The sequence below is a fragment of the Paenibacillus sp. FSL R7-0128 genome, assembly GCF_038002245.1.
Classification (GTDB): domain Bacteria; phylum Bacillota; class Bacilli; order Paenibacillales; family Paenibacillaceae; genus Paenibacillus_AQ; species Paenibacillus_AQ silagei.
On the sequence record NZ_JBBOCD010000001.1, the window covers coordinates 3,945,888 to 3,962,086 of the forward strand.

The 16,199-nt window shown below is 46.2% G+C and carries 11 protein-coding genes; 10 read left to right on the forward strand and 1 reads right to left on the reverse strand.

Translation table 11 applies throughout. The annotated features are described in order from the left end of the window. The first annotated feature begins 10 nt into the window (after positions 1-10). The 4 genes from NST26_RS16275 to NST26_RS16290 all read left to right on the forward strand — a co-directional run bounded on the left by NST26_RS16275 (position 11) and on the right by NST26_RS16290 (position 4,254). Entirely contained in the window at positions 11-781 is a 771-nt protein-coding gene (locus NST26_RS16275) for an ABC transporter ATP-binding protein (RefSeq protein WP_340952745.1), read from the forward strand. Further along, a complete protein-coding gene (locus tag NST26_RS16280) occupies positions 778-1,404 on the forward strand; it encodes an ABC transporter permease (protein ID WP_340952742.1) in 627 nt (208 codons plus the stop codon). The genes NST26_RS16275 and NST26_RS16280 overlap by 4 nt, the downstream gene beginning before the upstream one ends. A gap of 3 nt (positions 1,405-1,407) precedes the next feature. Beyond that, the gene (locus tag NST26_RS16285) at positions 1,408-2,808 is read left to right on the forward strand and encodes an ester cyclase (protein WP_340979456.1); all 1,401 of its coding nucleotides are present in this window, start codon (positions 1,408-1,410) and stop codon (positions 2,806-2,808) included. Positions 2,809-3,405: 597 nt separating this feature from the next. After that, a complete protein-coding gene (locus tag NST26_RS16290) occupies positions 3,406-4,254 on the forward strand; it encodes a hypothetical protein (protein WP_340952737.1) in 849 nt (282 codons plus the stop codon). 206 nt (positions 4,255-4,460) lie between these two features. On the opposite strand, the gene NST26_RS16295 is transcribed toward NST26_RS16290, so the two are convergent. Beyond that, positions 4,461-6,065: a M4 family metallopeptidase gene (locus tag NST26_RS16295; protein WP_340952736.1), complete on the reverse strand. Its 1,605-nt coding sequence runs from the start codon at positions 6,063-6,065 to the stop codon at positions 4,461-4,463. A 522-nt stretch (positions 6,066-6,587) separates the two neighbouring features. On the opposite strand from NST26_RS16295, the gene NST26_RS16300 reads away from it, so the two are divergent. The 6 genes from NST26_RS16300 (at position 6,588) to NST26_RS16325 (ending at position 16,118) form a co-directional block, all read left to right on the forward strand. Beyond that, positions 6,588-7,556 carry a LacI family DNA-binding transcriptional regulator gene (locus NST26_RS16300; RefSeq protein WP_209874150.1) on the forward strand — a complete coding sequence of 323 codons (969 nt, stop codon included), beginning with the start codon at positions 6,588-6,590 and terminating at the stop codon, positions 7,554-7,556. Between the two features lie 224 nt (positions 7,557-7,780). Beyond that, a complete protein-coding gene (locus NST26_RS16305; RefSeq protein WP_340958055.1) occupies positions 7,781-8,698 on the forward strand; it encodes an ABC transporter permease in 918 nt (305 codons plus the stop codon). A 13-nt stretch (positions 8,699-8,711) separates the two neighbouring features. Next, positions 8,712-9,608, forward strand: a complete 897-nt coding sequence (locus NST26_RS16310) for a carbohydrate ABC transporter permease (RefSeq protein WP_209874147.1) — start codon at positions 8,712-8,714, stop codon at positions 9,606-9,608. Between the two features lie 111 nt (positions 9,609-9,719). Continuing rightward, positions 9,720-11,345 (forward strand): ABC transporter substrate-binding protein, encoded by a 1,626-nt coding sequence (locus NST26_RS16315; protein WP_340952733.1) that lies wholly within the window; start codon positions 9,720-9,722, stop codon positions 11,343-11,345. Between the two features lie 25 nt (positions 11,346-11,370). Next, positions 11,371-13,842 (forward strand): PfkB family carbohydrate kinase, encoded by a 2,472-nt coding sequence (locus NST26_RS16320; protein WP_340952730.1) that lies wholly within the window; start codon positions 11,371-11,373, stop codon positions 13,840-13,842. After that, a complete protein-coding gene (locus NST26_RS16325; protein WP_340952727.1) occupies positions 13,839-16,118 on the forward strand; it encodes a GH32 C-terminal domain-containing protein in 2,280 nt (759 codons plus the stop codon). Before NST26_RS16320 ends, NST26_RS16325 begins: the two co-directional genes overlap by 4 nt. Positions 16,119-16,199: the final 81 nt, after the last annotated feature.

Below are 16,199 nucleotides of genomic sequence, written 5' to 3' on the forward strand. Positions count from 1 at the left end.
TGGCGTTAACATGAATCCAACAGCAATCGAATTCCATGATGTGAGTAAAACATATTCAGATTCCAATGAATATGCAGTGGATCATGTGAACCTGTCGATAAGTGAAGGGGAGTTTATTACCATCCTCGGCTCCTCTGGATCAGGAAAAACAACTTTATTGAAGATGGTGAATCGGCTTAACGATCCTTCCCACGGAATTATTAAAATATTTGGGGAGGATATCGCTGGAGTTGATCCTGTAATACTTAGAAGGAAAATCGGCTATGTTATTCAGCAAGTAGGCTTGTTCCCCCACATCAATATTGAACAAAATATAGCTACCGTTCCTCGTCTTTTGAAATGGGACAAAAAGAAAATCGAAGATCGGGTACAAGAATTGTTAGCTTTGGTTGAATTAGATTCAGAGAACTTCAAACGACGTTATCCTTCACAATTGTCCGGAGGGCAGCAACAGAGAATCGGTCTTGCGCGAGCATTGGCAACCGATCCCAATATTATGCTGCTGGATGAACCCTTTGGGGCCTTGGACGCTATTACGCGCTTGAATCTCCAGGATGAACTCTTAAAGATTCATGGGGGAATGAAAAAAACCTTTTTGTTCGTGACTCATGATATTAATGAAGCATTCAAGCTAGGAACCAGAGTTGTGATTATGAATCAGGGTAAGGTTTGTCAATTCGATACCCCGAGAGAAATTATAACTCATCCTGCAGATGATTTTGTGTACTCACTCATTCAATCTTCGAAGGAGCAAGAACGCTTCTGGGGGAACTTAACATGATCAACTATGCCATTAAACATCCGGATAAGTTGGTACAAGCATTATTGGAGCATGTGGAGATCCTCATTCTGACCATGCTGCTCTCTGTGCTCATTGCCATCGTTTTAACCATCTTAGCTCTGGCCTCTGATAAGGTATCTAGATCACTCATTTACATGTTTTCAATTTTGTATTCTATTCCGAGCTTGGCTTTGTTTGCAATCATGATCCCTGTGACCGGATTGGGGAAAACGACAGCCATTACCGTGCTCATTGCTTATAACCAATATATCCTTCTACGTCAGTTCACTGCAGCTTTGAATCATGTTGAACCATCTGTTATTGAAGCTGCTACAGGGGTCGGTATGAGCCGATTTCAGATCTTACTTCAAGTTCAGGTACCCTTAGCAATCAAGCCTCTGTTTGCAGGCCTTCGACTTGCTTCGGTAACAACCATTGGCATGGCAACCATCGCTGCCTTCATTAATGCAGGAGGGCTAGGTACGATATTAAATGATGGATTACGGACCATGAATATCGATAAGATTTTGTGGGGGGGCTTATTGTCAGCAGGACTTGCCATTGTGACGAACGCAATATTCATGCTGTTTGAGAAACGAATCCATTTGAGATCGGAGAAATAAATAATGAAGGCAGTTGTATTGGAAAGGGTCTGTACCCCACAAGAACTACAGATCACTGAAGTACCTATTCCTATAGTCAAACCTGGGTGGGTACTTGTAAAAATCAGGGCGTTTGGAATAAATCGCTCGGAAATGTTTACTAGACAGGGGCATTCACCGTCCGTTCAATTTCCGCGTATTATGGGGATCGAATGCGTAGGGGAGATTGAAGACCCTTCTGATAGCACATTTATAAAGGGAACAGCCGTCGCTTCATTAATGGGAGGGTTAGGCCGTGCATTTGACGGAAGTTATGCTGAATATGCACTTATACCTTCGGACCAGGTGTATCCTATTCCTAGGGATATGAAATGGACTGAACTTGCAGCGATACCGGAAATGTATTATACCGCGTATGCATCCTTATTTGAATGTCTTCAATTGACTTCAGGAGAGATGCTGCTTATTCGTGGTGGGACAAGTTCCGTAGGCTTAGCAGCACTTCAGCTAGCTAAGAGTGTAGGAGCAACAGTCATATCAACGACTCGAGACAAAGAGAAATTTGCACTTCTCCAACAAGCTGGAGCAGACTATGCACTGCTCGATAATGAGCATTTGAGAGAACAGGTGTATGCTATTGCTCCAAATGGGGTAAACAAGGTTCTAGAGTTGGTTGGTACACCAACTGTAAAGGAGTCCTTGCAATTCATCTCAGAACGAGGGATATGTTGCATGTCAGGAATATTAGGAAATGAATGGACTCTTGATGCCTTTGAACCTTTAGTGGATATACCCACAGGTGTGTATTTTACAGCGTTCACCAGTGAAGTTATCAAAGAAAGTACACTGATCCCTTTATTTGAGCATCTCCAAAAACATGGTATAGTCCCACCTATTGCCCGAGTCTTTACACTCGAGGAGATTGGAGAGGCACATCTTTTAATGGAAAGTAACACCGCAAACGGTAAGATCGTTATATCTTACGAAATAGAAAGGGGTTTAAATATGACGATTACAGAAAACAAACAATTGATGCATCGTTTCACGAACTTCATTAATACGGCAAGCAAGGAACTTGCTGAAGAATTGATTTCTCCAGATGCTGTTTTTTATGTACCTATGCAAAAAGAACCAATGAATGGTCCAAATGGTTATCTCTCCATAATTCATATGATGAGATCTGGTTTTTCCGATATACAATGGACTGTTAAGGAGCTGGTAGCAGAAGAGGATCTAATAGCAGCTCATTTTGTCATGAAGGGCACACAAGACGGAGTGTTTCTCGGGTTTCCACCAACAGGAAAGAAAATTGAAGTAAATGCAATGAATTTTTATCGGATCTCTAATGGCCAAATTATTGAAGAGTATGGTCAACCCGATATGCTTGGCTTGCTCCAACAAATAGGGGCAATTCCAAAAGCATAATTATATCACCACTTGTAAATAAATTAATTGATCTCAGAAAATGCTGCTATTAAAAGCGGCATTTTTTTGATTTCTAATTTACTTTACAAAGAAGGTGTAGGAGACAAACAACAATCAGATTGGAATTTTTGACAGGCAGCACAGGGCGTTGACGATTGGTATTATGCTCGTTCTAACCACCGTAGCTTTCGAGGGGCTGGCTAATACGACATGGACTTGAGGGCATTCAAACAGCCCATGTTTACGTTTGGCACTGTTATGCTTATGATTGCCGTAATGTTAATGATGTCAGCCATGATTATTAAAAGCAACTCCTTAGAATTTGTTTTTTGTCGGAAGACAAGAACATGGTACTATTGCCGATTTGATAAACATCTAAATATAACGTCAGGTGAAGGCAGCAGTTGGAGAAAATCTGGAGCTTGCAGATTGAAGTTGAAGAGACAGGAGATTGAAATCTTTGAAACCTGCGCAAGTTGCAAGTTTTTTTCGGTTGAGAGGAGCGAATGGCAATTTAAGAGCCAACAAATTAATTGACCACAGGATGGAAAAGACTTATTATTGCTATAAAATGGTCTGTAAGGAGTGAAATAGGAGTTGTTGGAACTTGATGGTATGGATACCGACTCTTTAATAGCTATGCTAAAAGCTTCATTCACCTTAGACAATTTTACAGCAATGATAGATATCTCTGATAAGATTATTGGGATGATCGCAGTAATACATGCTACAGCCCCCAAGGGATCTGAGACCCAAAGGTTAAAGCGTTCTCTAGTGTATTACTTTGGGTTTAGTCTTTGTGCGAAGGGCATTGCTCTCCAAAAACTTGGGGATTACAAAAACGCCCGCCAGTGTATAGAAAAGTATTCAAATTTGAGCTGGGTTCAACTTGATGACGAGGAATCATTGGCAGAAATTGAATATTACAAAAGTACAGCTAGAGCAAACACCTTCGTTCTTGACTTACTTGAGGGAAAGGAGGAAGTATTGCCTGAATACGTGAAATTTTTAAAGATGGGTGCAAGGGAAGAGTTGACCGCCGGGTTGCTAAATATCTTGGACTCCGCTTTAAGATACAACTACCAGGTGGACTGGGCATTGGAAGAACTGCAAAGTGACATTGAGAAACCTGATGATACCTCACCTGCTGTAGATGTTAGGTACTACATAGAATATATTCATCTACTATCAATTTATTGGTTTAAACGGGGGAAGTCAGCCATTGCAATAAACCTAACACTGGAAAATATCATATTAAGTGGTAAACTATTTGATAGAGCAGGTTTTAGAAAAGCTATTGCTTTTTATGAGCTTGTTAGAGCTAAGGCCAATATTTCACAGCTACAAGAGTATCATGCAATTATGCGAAATATTTTAGAAGGGGAGTTCAATGATGAAAATGTTGAAAAAGAAGCTTTTGTTATTGACAACCGTATTGCTGATTAGCTCATTAACCATTTTGACTGCCGCAAGTGCCGAAGATGTCACTTTATTTCAGTCCACAACAGTAACAACAAATAGCCACGGCATGGGCCATTGATTTGTCTGAGATGATTTACAGAGCCATTCAGTAAATCAATCCAGAGCTTATTATTGTTGATTTACATCATACAGGCCAATGATCCTCAGGATCATTGGCCTGTTATTCTGTTTTAGTAGACGCCTACCGCATTGTAAGCTTTGGTTACAGCAGTTACTTGAGCCGAGCCTGCTCCAAACAATTCAGTGGCCGATTGAATGATGGCTGTACGTGCAGCAGAGAAGTTGGAGGAGGTTGTAAGATAATATACAAGTGCATTGTAATAGATTTGAACGGCATCCTCACGGCCAATGCCTGTGACTGTTACACCGTTAAACGTACCGCCTTGAGCAGCCAGATAGAAAGCTTTATTATTGATGCCGCTATTCGTATGCACACCACCTTCGTCTGCCGAGCCGGTATAACGGTCGCTGTATTTGTCAGGCTGGCCGTACAATGGCGGATTAGCTAGTGAGCGGAGTGCGTCACCCGCTACACCCGGTGTATATATTTTATCACCGATCAGCCAGTTCGCACCTTCAATTGAATTTCCGATGATGTCGGAGAAGGACTCATTAAGTGCCCCCGGTTCTCCGTAGTATTCAAGATTGGATGTTTTCTCAGTCACACCGTGCGTCAGCTCATGGCCGACCACGTCCAAATCACCGGACAGCAGTGTAAAGGTAGATCCATCCCCATCACCGAAAACAATTTGCGCACCATTCCAAAATGCGTTGTTATAGGAAGTGTAGTAATGAACGGTCGAACGGATCTGCAGTCCGTTGTTGTCCAGGCTGTTGCGGCCGAAATGCTGGAGATAATAATCATAGGTTCTCTCAGCATAGGTGTGGGCATCAACCGCGGCTTTGTCTGTCCAGACATTGTTAGTGCTGGTTAAGAGCGTCCCCGGAAGAGAAGTCTTGTTCTTGGCGGTATAGGTCACAATGCCCTTGCCGCGGGTGCTGTCATAGAGCTGGTAGGTTGAACCCGAGAGGCGTGTCTCGAACGTTTTGGTATCTCCAAACACTCCAGTGCCCGTACCCGTCAGGTTCTCTAAGATGTTATATTTGAACAGTACGCTGCCATTCTCCGCAGAAATGAAGTACCGTATCCGCAAAGGCTCGGGTTCCAGCACGTTCACTTCCGTTTTATAGGCTAATTTAGGTTCTCCGTCAACGATAAAATAATACAAATCCGCTGTAGGAGTTATTTGCGGCTCACCTAGCGGTCCATGTTCCAGCGTGGCATCCTGGCTGGCTGCCAGAATGGCCTCTGCTCCGGATATGGTTTGGAGTTGAATCAGCGGCTGCGGAATGGTCTGGTATACATCTTCAACTACACTTCCCAGCAGGGAGGTAACGTTGCCCGTTTTGTCGATATGCAGGGTCTGATCGGCTCCATATACCGGTATCCCCGAGATATACTGGCTTAACCGGTAATGCTGGCTGCCGGTCCTGCTGTTTGTTTTTTGCTCTGTAATTTTGAATTTCTCCCGGACATCCTCCTTAGCCGAAAGATGCAGGTTCCCTTTAACATTCTCAAGATATCCCCATACTTTGTCCTCAGAAGCGGAGCCTGCCGGGGCTTTCCAGGCTTGGTCCGTAATTGAAATAGGGGAAGAGCCTGAGAAGAGCTCTATGGGATTATTCTGCTCATTGTTTTCAGCCGCAGTGCCCACCGAGGCAAAGGATCCAAGTGCTACAATACCTGCAAGAAGTGAAGCTACAGTCTTTTTCATATTTAATACTCCTCCGATCAAATTGGTTGGTTTTAAGTTGTGCCGGGTTCTTATAATCATCCTTTATCAAGCCTGTGTACTTACTCAAGCTGCGATCTGGGGTGCAAGGACTAAGGCGGCGAACAACCTTAATGTACGGAGGGAAGTGTGGAGAGGGCAAGACCCCTTTCGTGAAATTTACAACTACATCCTTGTTCACAGATCTCCAAATTGGATATAAATGATAAAAATGTAATTATAGTGTTTTCAGTATATTTAGGTTTTTGAATAGTAACTATGATCAGAATCACAATTAATGCAATAAAATTAGTAAACAATCATTATGCAACATTGAAATTGGACATGGCGGCTTCAAAAGAACTGAAGCTTGTCAGTCTACAGCATTATTCCTGGGAGCAAGACAGCCCCGATGTGTGTCTGCACTCGTGACTCGCCCTCCTTTTGAAACGTTTCCAAAATAAATATTGAAACGTTTCCATTTTGGTGATATTATATTTTCCAGAGAGAGTTCGGAGGTGTTATATGACAAGTATTAAAGATGTTGCAAACTTAGCAGGCGTTGCTGTAGGAACCGTATCCAGAGTCATTAACAACTCTGGCGCTGTTAAACCCAAGACACGCAAAAAAGTGGAGGAAGCGATACAAGAACTGAATTACTTCCCTAATGAAGTGGCCCGGAATTTCAAGATGCAGAAATCCAAGATGGTAGCTCTACTGCTTCCGAGCATCTGGAATCCATTCTTTTCTGAATTGGCTTATTACATTGAGGATGAGCTGGATCGGGAAGGCTTTAAGCTTATGTTATGTAATAGCGGAGGTAAGCCTGAGAAGGAGCTGTACTATCTGGAAATGCTCCGGCAGAACAAAGTGGCGGGGATTGTGGGCATAACTTATAACGATATCGAGAATAATGTGAGCAACAACATTCCGATTGTAAGCATCGACAGGCACTTTAACAAGAAGATTACCTGTGTGACCTCAGATAATTTTGAGGGAGGACGTCTTGCTTTAAGGGAGCTGGTGAGAGCAGGAGCCAGGAAACCGGCTTTTATGGGGAGTGTTACTTCCGTTTTCAGCGAAACCATGAACCGCAGGCAAGGATTTATCCATGAAGCGGAGGCTTTGGGTATCGATTATGTGATCTATGAGAAGCCGGATCCAATAGTAGATGACAATGCCTATATTCACGAGTTCCTCAACGAGCATGGCGATGTAGATGGAATTTTTGCCATTACCGATATGCTGGCTGCCAGCTATATTGACAAAGCACGCAGGAAGGGTATTCGTATACCAGAGGATGTGAAGGTCATCGGTTATGACGGTATTCAGGATAACCCTTATTTTCATCCTATTCTATCTACAATCAGGCAACCGGTAGAAGAGATGGCACGTATGACAATTAGACTGCTCTATAACAAGATTGAAGGCATTCCCTTAGATAAACAAGTGTATCGTATCCCTGTTAAATTCAAACAAGGTGAAACGACATGATCCCTTTAATCGAAAAACTTCAGCTTATTCTGTGGATGCACTCTATGAACTGATGTTTTTCACTCTAAATTGGAAACGTTTCAATATTGATTTTTATGAAGTACTTGATAGAGATCTACCGACTGAGTTTTTCTAAATTTAAATTGGAAACGTTTCAAAAAAATTATTTGCACACGAAAGGGAGAATATGCGTGAATTCAACAACCAACCGTGTGGATCATTCCATGATCCAACCAAAACGCAAACCGTGGAGCAGGTTCAAACGCGATTACGAACTGTACCTGTTTTTACTGCCAATCATTATTCTTTACCTCGTATTTAAGTACTATCCGATGTATGGGGTGCAAATTGCATTTAAGGATTTCTCACCCAGCCAGGGGATCTGGGGAAGTGAATGGGTAGGATTTCAGCACTTTGTAGATTTCTTTGATTCCTATAACTTCTGGACCATTATCACAAACACGCTCTCACTCAGTTTTCTTTCACTGTTATTTGGCTTCCCGGCTCCAATCATCATCGCAATTATGCTGAATCAGATGCTGGGCAAGTCCTATAAGAAATTTGTACAGACCGTGATTTACGCGCCTCACTTTATCTCTACTGTAGTACTCGTTGGCATGCTCAATGTTTTTTTGTCTCCAAACAGCGGAATCGTGAATCATATAATTACCTCGTTTGGCGGACAGCCTATTCTCTTCATGGCTGATGAGGGTTGGTTCCGTCCCTTGTATATTTTATCAGGAATCTGGCAGGAAACAGGCTTCGCCACAATTATCTATCTTGCTGCACTTGCGGGAGTCAATCCCGAGCTGCATGAAGCGGCCATTATGGATGGAGCGAGCAAATGGAAGCGTGTCTGGTATGTAGATATTCCCAGCATCCTGCCGACGATCGTTATCCTGCTGATTCTCGCATTGGGCAACATTATGAGTATCGGTTTTGAAAAGGCGTTTTTGATGCAGAGTGATCTAAACTACGCCACCTCCAATATTATCCCTACCTATGTATATGAGATGGGGATTCAGAAGGCCCAATACAGTTTTTCTACGGCAGTCGGCCTGTTCAACTCCCTTATTAATATTATCCTGATCTTCACCGTTAACCGGATCGCTAAAAAGATGACAGAGACCAGTCTGTGGTAAGGAGGAAATGATGATGAATCAATTAGTGAAGCGAAAGAGCAGAGGGGATGTATGGTTTGACATCATCAACTACATTCTGTTGACCATTATTATGCTGCTAGTACTGTATCCATTGTATTTTGTACTGGTTGCCTCATTCAGTGACCCCAATTACATTTACTCCGGTGAGGTCTGGCTATTCCCGAAAGGCTTCACACTGGACGGTTATGAACGGATATTCAGTGACTCCTCCATTTGGATCGGATATGGCAACTCCATTCTTTATGCAACGCTGGGAACATTAATTGGAGTAGCCGTGACGGTATTTGCAGCCTATCCGTTAGCCCGGAAGGATCTGGCCGGGAAGTCTGTGATTATGTGGTTTTTGCTGGTGACCATGTTTTTCAGCGGCGGGCTGATTCCCACTTATCTGCTGATTAAGGATCTGCACCTGCTGAATACGATGTGGGCGCTGGTCATTCCCGGGGCAGGCGGTGTTTTTAACGTCATTATTGTAAGAACCTTTTTCCAGTCATCCATACCAGACGAAATGTGGGAAGCGGCTTCCATTGACGGGTGTTCCAACACCAGATTCTTCTGGAGTATCGTTCTGCCGTTGTCCAAGTCCATCCTGGCAGTAATGGTGCTCTACCATGTGGTCGGCTTCTGGAACGGTTTCTTCGATGCCTTGATCTATCTGAACGATGAGAGCAAGTATCCGCTGCAATTAGTGCTGCGCAACATCCTTGTCCAGAATCAGGTCAACTCCGGCATGATGATCGATGTGGAATCCTATGCCGCCAAGATGCGTGTGACAGAGCTGATCAAATACGGGGTCATCATGGTATCCAGTCTTCCGCTGCTGATTTTGTATCCTTTCCTCCAGAAGTACTTTGTTAAAGGCGTAATGATCGGCTCCATCAAAGGATAGTACTCTGACGCGGTACTTGAAAGGGGGGATGCACCGCATATTCAGAGCAATAGGTGAAACCAAAACAGGAGTAATTAGCAGGCGGAATGAACAAAAGGGAGGTTATCGAAAATGAGTTCTTTATTTAAAAATGCGGGGATTCTGGTATTGGCCGGAGCGTTTGCGCTGAGCGGATGTTCGGGTAACGGTAACGGGACAAACAATCAGGCGGAGAATTCCAATCAGAAAGACAATTTCAATGCAACTGGTCTTCCTGTTGTAAACAAACCCGTGTCGTTAAGAATGGTAGCCCCGAAGGCGGCCCTGGCACCAGAGTTCTCAGAGATGGAAATCTTCAAGCGGCTGGAGCAGGAAACCAATGTGAAGATTGATTGGGAGAACATCCCGGATACCGATTATACAGAAAAGAAAAACCTGCTGCTTGCAAGTGGCGATTTGCCGGATGCCTTCTATGCCGCCGGATTCACTGATTACGAGCTGATCAATTACGGTAAAGATGGAACACTTATTCCGCTGGAGGATTTAATTGATCAGTATGCACCTAACCTGAAAGCGCTTCTGGATCGCCGTCCTGATATCAAATCATCGATCACAGCGCCGGATGGGCATATCTACGGGCTGCCGTCCTGGGAAGAAAACAATCTTGGAACCAACCCTTTCTTCCACGTCATTAATAAAAGCTGGCTGGATAAGCTGGGCCTAAAAGTACCGGAAACGCTGGATGAATACACGGAAGCGCTGCTTGCCTTCAAAACAAAAGATCCGAACGGCAACGGCAAGCAGGATGAAATCCCGTTAAGCTTCATGCATATGCAGTGGTGCATGGATATTGCCGGACTATTCGGGGCCTTTGGTCTCCCGGATAATCTGGAGCACCGTGTCGTCCGTGAAGGAAAAGTCATTTTCACCGCAACTCAGCCTGAATATAAGGAAGCCCTGAATTATTTCCATGAAAAATGGTATAAGCAGGGCCTGATTGATCCGGAATCCTTCACCCAGGATGCTGCACAGTATCTGGCCAAAGGCAAAACGACAGATGAGACACTGGGATCTTATATCTGGTGGGAAGTCGAAGAAGTTGTCGGAACCGAACGTGCCAAGGATTATGTACTCTTATCTCCGCTCAAAGGCGCGAATGGAGAGCAAACGATTGGACGCGCGAATGGCGGAGGTCCAGGCCGAGGGTCGTTTGCCATTACCAAAGCGGACAGCAATCCGGAAATCACCATGCGCTGGATTGACCAGCAGTATGAGCCTTACATGGCTGCTCAAATCCACTGGGGACCGCTGGATGTCGTGTACAAGAAGGACGAAAACGGAAAACTGGTGAATTTACCGCTTCCTGAAGGAGCCTCAGCAGGTGAATTCCGCCAGAAGGTTGCTCCGGGATCGGGCGCACCTGGTGTCATTACTATCGATGACTTCGGTAAAGTGGTGGACATGGAACCCCGGGCTCAGCAGCGCGCTAAAGATCTCGAGCAATATTACAATCCATATATGGAAAAGGAAAACTATCCGAGTATCTTCTTCGAGCCGGAAGAACTGGACACCATCAACAAGATCGAGCCAGAGCTGATTAAATATGTAAATACCCAAAGAGGAAGATTCATTGTAGAGGGCGGCGCAGATAAGGCTTGGGACAACTACATTAAAACACTGGACAAGATGGGCCTGAATGAACTGATGGAGATCTACCAAAAAGGGTTGGATCGATATAATGCAAATCTGAAAAAATAAATAGAAGTTAGGTGGGGGAGAAACTGTGCTTGATGTCATCGCAATAGGAGAAGTGTTGATAGACTTTACACCGGCAGGCCAGACAGCAGGAGGTAACGGGCTGTTTGAATGCAATCCAGGGGGGGCTCCGGCAAACGTAGCCGCAGCACTCTCACGTCTGGGTGCCAGATCAGCACTGATCAGCAAAGTTGGGGAAGACCCCTTCGGTTCATTGCTGCAAAATGCACTGCATAATAACGGGGTAGATGTAACAGGGGTGTCGGTTACCAATGAAGCGAGTACAACATTGGCCTTTGTTCACCTGGATGACCAGGGGGACCGCTCTTTCAGCTTCATCCGGAAGCCGGGGGCAGATACCTTCTTACACGCGCAGGATGTTCCGCTGGGGCAGATTGAAGCTTGTCAGGTGCTGCATTTCGGCTCGCTGTCCATGACCCATGAGCCTGCCCGCACGGCAACCCGGACGGCAGTCCGCAGAGCGAAGGAAGCAGGGGTTCTACTGTCGTTTGATCCTAACATCCGGTTTGCGTTATGGGAGAGTAAGGAGGAGGCCAGACAGAATATTCTCTGGGGGATGAATTATGCCGATGTGTTGAAAATCTCGGAAGAAGAGCTAGCTTTTGTTACTGGCAGCAGCAATCTTGAAAAAGGCGTACAAGAACTCCAGCAGCAATATGACATCGGACTCCTCGTCGTCACTTTAGCGGAAAAAGGCTGCTATTACCGGTTGGCTGGTCAGGATGGATATGTGCCGGGCTTTAAGGTCAAAGCAATCGACACGACAGGAGCAGGCGATGCTTTTCTAGGCTGTTTGTTATACAAGCTTTTAGAAAGCGGAAGTTCCCTGCAGGAGCTGACCAACCAGCAAATTACCAGTATGCTGATTTTTGCCAATGCCGGCGGAGCGCTAGTAACCACACGAAAGGGGGCTCTTGGTTCTATGCCGACGACAGAAGAGATTAACCAGATGATAGAGTCTGGGAACCACAATAATGATGAGCAATTCAGACCAGGGTTTCACTTTTCACCACCCTCCAGCTGGGCCAATGACCCGAACGGATTAGTCTATTATGAGGGAAGCTATCATCTATTCTATCAGCATCATCCTTACGATAATAAATGGGGACCAATGCACTGGGGCCATGCTGTCAGTGAAGACCTGATTCAATGGGAGCACGCGCCTATTGCTCTATTTCCGGATGAGCACGGAGCAATCTTTTCGGGATGCTGTGTAGTGGATTGGAATAACAGCAGCGGCTTATTTGAAGATTCGGATGGACTTGTCGCGATCTTTACGCATGCCGATCACCATCCGGATACAGGGCAGCCGCGCCAGCGGCAGAGCCTGGCTTACAGCAGCGATAAGGGCATGAACTGGCATAAATATAACGGAAATCCGGTGCTGGCCGAGGAAGAACTGATAGACTTCCGGGACCCCAAGGTGTTCTGGCATGCGGAAAGTGAACGGTGGATTATGGTGATTGTCGCTGGAGATCATGCCCGGTTCTACGCATCCGAGAATCTGCGTGAATGGTCGCTGACCGGTGAATTCGGTAGAGAAGAAGGATCACATGACGGCGTCTGGGAATGCCCTGATCTGTTTCAACTGCCGGTGGATGACACCGGGCGTTCGAAATGGGTGCTGATCATCAGCATCGGAGATCATCCCAATTGTCCGGAGGGATCGCGCACACAATATTTTATTGGAGAGTTCGATGGAAAGACGTTCATCAATGACAATCCTGCGGATCATATACTGTGGCTTGACTATGGAAGAGATAATTATGCGGGAGTTACCTGGTCCGATATTCCGGAGCAGGACGGACGCCGCGTAATCATCGGATGGATGAGCAACTGGAAATATGCCAACGAGACGCCTACCGGCTCCTGGAGAGGTGCGATGACTTTGCCCCGTGCCATGTCCCTGACCAGTAAGGACGGAAGTGTCGTGCTGAGCCAAATGCCTGTCCGGGAAATAGAGCAGCTGCGGAATGAATCTATGAGCTGGAACGATATCACAATTACGCCGGCGACTCCTTTTAGACAGCAGATGAATAGTGATCTGTTAGAAATTGAAGGAGAGATTGATATCCTATCCGGGGACGCGGTATATATCCATCTGCAATCTGTCGGACAGCAGAGCGAAATTATTATCGGATATGACCCTGCTCAGGAATGGCTGTTCACGGACCGTTCAAAAAGTGGTCTGACGGATTTCCACCCGGCGTTCGCAAGCCGTCACGGTGCCAGGCTGGCCGCTGCGAACGGCAAGCTTAAGCTGCACATCTGGCTGGATCGCAATGCAGTTGAAGTTTATGCAGCTAATGGTCTGGTTGTGCTAACCGATCAGATTTTCCCGGATGCTCCGATTGAGAATATCCAGGTAAGCACACAATCAGGACAGGCTGTTCTGAACTCGCTTCAAATCCATACGCTGAAGTCCATTCAGATTCCAAGTGTTAGTACAAGGCAGTCTCAAGGGAGGAATGACGAATGAGCGGCCATGAAGGTGACCGGGGACTAATGATGCATTGGGCTTTCGATGAAGGAAGCGGAGCAAGCGCTATGGAGAGCGTCACTAAGACGGTAGATGAGATTCATTATGTATTCAATAATGCGGAGTTTACCGACCCTTGTACTCCGCCGTGGAGACAGGGAGTAGCAGGAAGTGCTCTCCTCTTCGATGGTTACTCAACGTATATTGCTCATTCTGTCCACGGAGAAGAGCGTAACGGAGAGCCGGAATTTCTATCGGCTCTCAGCATTGGAGTATGGATTGCCCCGCGCACCTATGAGTGGGGACATGAAGGCAAACTGGCTGCCATAGTGAACCGCTACAATAACAAGACTAGGCAGGGATATCTGCTCGGCATGTTCCGTCATGGCTCCTGGTCCTTCCAAATCGGGCTTGAGGGAGGAGAATGGAAGGAAATCTGGGCGCCGGATGGTTATGAACTTCCCAAGAATGAGTGGTCTTATGTGAACGCCGTATTCGATGGAGAAGCGGGTGAAATCAAGCTGCTGCTGAACGGCACCGAAATCACATCGGCTGCTGTGCCCCGCGGTTCCCGCATAGCGGAGGCGATGGACACGGATTTGTTCATCGGCAGGAATAATCACGGCAGCAGGCTTGCCGAAGTGTTCAGCCTTCATATGTTCAGCGGGATCATGGATGAGATGAAGATTTATAACCGTGCCCTGAGTAACGAAGAAGCAGCAGCTTTTTATCAGGAAGTGTTGGATTCCGCACATGGAGGCGTCCGGCCGAAGTTGAATTATGACGACATTAAGCTGGATCGTATACCTCTGCTTAAGGACCGGCACAGGCCGCAGTATCATGTCAGCCCTCCGGCACATTGGATGAACGAGCCTCATGCGCCAATATATTTTGACGGGCAATATCATTTGTTCTATCAGCACAATCCGCAAGGACCGTACTTTCATCATATCCACTGGGGACATTGGGTGAGTGAAGATCTGGTGCATTGGCGTGATCTCCCTGTAGCGCTGGCGCCTGAGAGGGATCAGCTCGCCCCGGATGGGATCTGGTCGGGAAGTGCGGCTTATGATGCAGAGGGGCTGCCGGTTCTGTTCTTTACAGCAGGCAATGATAGTGCTTCACCGAATCAGAGGGTTGCACTTGCCCGTAGCACTTATCCGCAGGACGGAGACCCGGATCTCATTACGTGGATTAAACACCCGGAGCCGCTCATCGTGCAGCAGAAGGGGATGGGCGCATTCGGAGATTTCCGGGACCCGTTCGTGTGGAAGGATGAGGACGGCTGGTATGCCCTGGTAGGATCGGGAATTGAGGGCGAAGGCGGGGCAGCATTAGCATTTGCCTCGCAGGATATGCTGAATTGGACGTATAAAGGTCCTTTCTATCAGGCGGATATTCAGAAGTTCCCTTATCTTGGCCCCATCTGGGAATTGCCTGTACTTCTTCCCTTAGGCACTGACAACAAAGGGGACAGCAAGCATCTTCTGCTGGTTAGTCCTGTAGGAAAGGGTGCCGATGTTGAGGTATTCTATTGGATCGGGCAGCTGGAGAAGGATGAGCTGTCATTTATTCCGGATCAAGAAGAACCGCAACTGATAGATGTTGGTGATTTCCATTTTACCGGTCCGAGCGGCATGGTTGATCCGAAAACGGGCAGAAATATTGTGTTCACAATTGCCCAAGGGGACCGTACGTCAGAGATGGAATACAAATCGGGCTGGGCTCATAACGGAGGTTTGCCGTTAAGCGTGTATTTAAGAGATGATGGGCGATTGGGAATAGAACCGATTCAGGAACTGGAGTCGCTGCGGGGCACCAAGCGGCTATCCCTCCAAGACAAGTCGTTGGCTGAAGCTAATCTGCTACTGGGGGATGTACAAGGCGACATGCTTGAGATTCAGCTGGAACTGGAGCCGGGCAATGCCGGACAACTCGGAATCAAAGTCCGGTGTACACCGGATGGGGAAGAAGAGACACTGCTGGTTTATGACTGTAATGAAGCTAAGTTCCTTGTGGACCGCACGAAAACGACACTGCACCCGGGTGAAAAGTGTAGCGGGATTCAAGGAGGCAAGCTGGAATTGTTAGGAGAGAATCTGAAGCTGCACATCTATTTGGACCGCTCTATGGTCGAAGCATATGCCAACGGATTGAAAAGTCTGACCACCCGGGTGTATCCGAGCCGCAAGGATGCTCTGGGACTTGAGATCTGGGGCGATGGGGAACCGCTGGTTAAGTCCATGGAAATATGGGATATGCAGTCTATATGGTAATGGGAGCGCCTAGGCGCTCCTTACTATACCATGGATAATGCAACAAACACTTAAGCCACTTTGCTCCCTCGATATGAAACC

What these genes read in the sequence shown, in the direction of transcription:
- NST26_RS16275 (WP_340952745.1), top strand. Translation starts at nt 11, where the DNA reads ATGAATCCAACAGCAATCGAATTCCATGATGTGAGTAAAACATATTCA.
- NST26_RS16280 (WP_340952742.1), top strand. Translation starts at nt 778, where the DNA reads ATGATCAACTATGCCATTAAACATCCGGATAAGTTGGTACAAGCATTA.
- NST26_RS16285 (WP_340979456.1), top strand. Translation starts at nt 1,408, where the DNA reads ATGAAGGCAGTTGTATTGGAAAGGGTCTGTACCCCACAAGAACTACAG.
- NST26_RS16295 (WP_340952736.1), bottom strand. Translation starts at nt 6,065, where the DNA reads ATGAAAAAGACTGTAGCTTCACTTCTTGCAGGTATTGTAGCACTTGGA.
- NST26_RS16300 (WP_209874150.1), top strand. Translation starts at nt 6,588, where the DNA reads ATGACAAGTATTAAAGATGTTGCAAACTTAGCAGGCGTTGCTGTAGGA.
- NST26_RS16305 (WP_340958055.1), top strand. Translation starts at nt 7,781, where the DNA reads ATGATCCAACCAAAACGCAAACCGTGGAGCAGGTTCAAACGCGATTAC.
- NST26_RS16310 (WP_209874147.1), top strand. Translation starts at nt 8,712, where the DNA reads ATGAATCAATTAGTGAAGCGAAAGAGCAGAGGGGATGTATGGTTTGAC.
- NST26_RS16315 (WP_340952733.1), top strand. Translation starts at nt 9,720, where the DNA reads ATGAGTTCTTTATTTAAAAATGCGGGGATTCTGGTATTGGCCGGAGCG.
- NST26_RS16325 (WP_340952727.1), top strand. Translation starts at nt 13,839, where the DNA reads ATGAGCGGCCATGAAGGTGACCGGGGACTAATGATGCATTGGGCTTTC.